General features: G+C 71.6%; 4 protein-coding genes. All 4 read left to right on the top strand.

Annotated elements, in window-relative coordinates; translation table 11 throughout:
• A partial coding sequence (locus KVT45_RS49470) for an ABC transporter substrate-binding protein (protein ID WP_254648492.1) occupies positions 1-544 on the top strand: 544 nt, incomplete at its 5' end.
• Positions 541-1,623: an ABC transporter permease gene (locus tag KVT45_RS49465; RefSeq protein WP_217560104.1), complete on the top strand. Its 1,083-nt coding sequence runs from the start codon at positions 541-543 to the stop codon at positions 1,621-1,623. The genes KVT45_RS49470 and KVT45_RS49465, both read left to right, overlap by 4 nt.
• A gap of 3 nt (positions 1,624-1,626) precedes the next feature.
• Positions 1,627-2,574, top strand: coding sequence for an ABC transporter permease (locus KVT45_RS49460; RefSeq protein WP_217560095.1), 948 nt, complete (start codon positions 1,627-1,629; stop codon positions 2,572-2,574).
• Positions 2,567-2,900: ATP-binding cassette domain-containing protein (locus KVT45_RS57180; RefSeq protein ID WP_254648491.1), on the top strand; the 334-nt coding region annotated here is incomplete at its 3' end. The genes KVT45_RS49460 and KVT45_RS57180, both read left to right, overlap by 8 nt.

The following is a 2,900-nucleotide window of genomic DNA, read 5'->3' as shown; positions in this document are numbered from 1 at the left end:
AGTCCCCGACAAGGCCTCCGCCGCGGCCCGGCTGAAGGCGGCGAAGGTCAGCACACCGGTCACGCTCAACCTCCAGTACAACAGCGACCACTACGGCTCGTCCTCGGCCGACGAGTACGCGCTGATCAAGTCCCAGCTGGAGGCCACCGGGCTGTTCAAGGTGAACCTGCAGTCCACCGAGTGGACCCAGTACGGCAAGGACCGCGTCAAGCACCTCTACCCGCTCTACCAGCTCGGCTGGTACGCCGACTACCTCGACGCCGACAACTACCTCTCGCCCTTCTACTCGGCCAACAGCTGGGTGGCCAACGGCTACGACGACTCCGCCGTGCGCGCGCTGATCCAGAAGGAGGAGACCGAGACGGACGCCACGAAGCGGACCGAGCTGCTGAAGCAGGCGCAGGACAGGGCCGCCGCGCAGGTGCCGCTGCTGCCGCTGCTCCAGGGCTCCACCGCCATCGTCACCCGCACCGACGTCAGCGGTGTGCCGGCCGAGCTGGACGCGACGTACCAGTTCCGCTGGGCGGGGCTCGCGAAGAAGTGAGCACTCTGACGCAGGAGACCCCCGGCGCCGTCGCCACCCCGGCCGACGGCGCCGCCGGGCGCGGGTTCGCCCGCTACCTGGTGGTCCGCTTCCTCCTCATCATCCCCACCGTGCTGATCCTGGTCAGCCTGGTCTTCTTCCTGATGCGGCTGACCGGCGACCCGATCACCGCCGCCTTCGGCGACCGCCTCACCCCGGACCAGCTCCAGGCCAAGCTCCATCAGGCGGGCTACGACCGGCCGTTGCTCACCCAGTACCTGGACTACCTGCGCTCGCTGGCCACCGGCGACTTCGGCCGCACGGTCACCGACAACCAGCCGGTCACGCACGTCCTCGGCACCTACGGCGCCGCGACGGTCGAACTCGCCTGCTACGCACTCCTGGTGGCCCTGGTGATCGGCGTCCCGCTGGGCATGGTGGCGGCCTCCTACCGTGACCGGGCGCCCGACGCGGTCCTGCGCCTGTTCGCGATCCTGACCTACGCCACGCCTGTGTTCTTCGTGGGTCTGCTGCTGAAGCTGGTCTTCGCGATCTGGCTCGGCTGGCTGCCCGCGTCCGGCCGGGCGAGCACCGGCGTCCAGCTCTTCCTCCAGGACCAGACCAGCACGACCGGCGTGTACCTCATCGACGCCCTGCGCAGCGGCGACGGCACGGCGATCGCGGACGTGCTCCGGCACGCCGTGCTGCCCGGGGTGGCCCTGGGCCTGCTGGTGGCCGGCGTGCTGCTCCGGCTGGTGCGCACCAACCTGATCGGCACGCTCTCCGCCGAGTACGTCGAGGCCGCCCGCTCCCGGGGCGTGGCCCCGCTCCGCCTGGTCACCCGGCACGCCACCCGGCCCGCGCTGATCCCCGTCGTCACCGTGCTGGGACTCCAGGTCGCCGGGCTGCTCGGCGGGGCCGTGCCCACCGAGACGACCTTCGAGTGGAAGGGCCTCGGCTACGAGCTCGCCCACTACCTGACGGTCCGTGACTTCCCGGCGGTGCAGGGCATCGTGGCCCTGTTCGCCGTCGTCGTGGCGGTGACGAACTTCCTCGTCGACGTCGTGGCCGCATTGATCGACCCGCGAGTGAGGTACTGAGTCATGGCGCTGGTTCTGGCACGACGGCTGCCGCTGCGGCTGCGGACGGGCGCGGGAGTGCAGCGCGCCATGCTGCTCACCGGCCTGGTCCTGACGGGACTGTTCGTCCTCACCGCACTGCTGGGGCCACTGGTCGCCCCGCACGGCTACGCCCAACTCCGTGACGGCAACGTCCTGTTCGGCTCCCAGCAGCATCCGGGCTCCGGGCATCCGCTGGGCACGACCATCGCCGGGTACGACGTCCTGTCCCGAACGGTCTGGGGAGCGCGGACGGCGCTGCTGATCATCGTCGCCGCGCTGCTGCTTTCGGTGGTGCCGGGCACCGTGCTCGGACTGGTCTCCGGTTACCTCGGGGGCAGGCTGGACCGGCTGCTGGTGGGGCTGGCGGACGCGCTGTACGCGTTCCCTCCGCTGCTGCTCGCCATCCTCATGTCGATCGTGATCAGCGGTGGCCGGTCGAGCCTCGTCGGCGGTCTCGGCGCCGCCGCCTGCTCGGTCGCGGTGTCCTTCGTACCGCAGTACTTCCGGGTGGTACGGGCCGAGGTGATCCGGGTGAAGGCCGAGCCGTTCGTCGACGCGGCCCGGGTGATCGGCACCGGGCCGTGGCGCATCATGACCCGGCACGTGCTGCGCAACTCGGTGCGCACCCTCCCGCTGATCTTCACGATCAACGCCTCGGAGGCCATCCTCACCCTCGCCGGCCTGGGCTTCCTGGGCTTCGGCATCGAACCCAACTCCGCCGCCGAGTGGGGCTACGACCTCAACCGCGCGGTGGCCGACGTCACTTCGGGAATCTGGTGGACGGCGATCCCGCCCGGCCTGGGCATCGTGCTCACGGTCCTGGGCACGACCCTGCTCGGCGAGGGCCTCACCGACCTGGCCGACCCGCGACTGCGGCGCCGGACCGGTGCCCCCGCCCTTCCCACGGACGGAGGCGGGGACGATGACTGACCTGCTGCGCATCGAGGACCTGCACGTCGGCTTCGCCACCGACGCCGGCCCGGCGACCGCTGTCCGCGGGGTCAGCCTGTCCGTCGCCCCCGGCGAGGTGCTGGCCCTGGTCGGCGAGAGCGGCAGCGGCAAGACCGTCACCGCCCGGTCGGTCCTCGGCCTGCTGCCCGGCACCGCGACCGTCCGCGGCCGTGTCCTGCTCGGCGACGGCGCCTCGGAGCCCGAGGAGGACGTGCTCACCGCGTCCCCGGCCCGGCTGCGCGCCCTGCGCGGCACGCATGCCGCGATGGTCTTCCAGGAACCCTCCCCCGCCCTGCACCCCGTCT

Source organism: Streptomyces sp. GbtcB6, from assembly GCF_019091475.1.
In the GTDB taxonomy this organism is placed as follows: Bacteria; Actinomycetota; Actinomycetes; order Streptomycetales; family Streptomycetaceae; genus Streptomyces; species Streptomyces hyaluromycini.
This window is presented reverse-complemented; position numbering and strand designations above follow the sequence as displayed.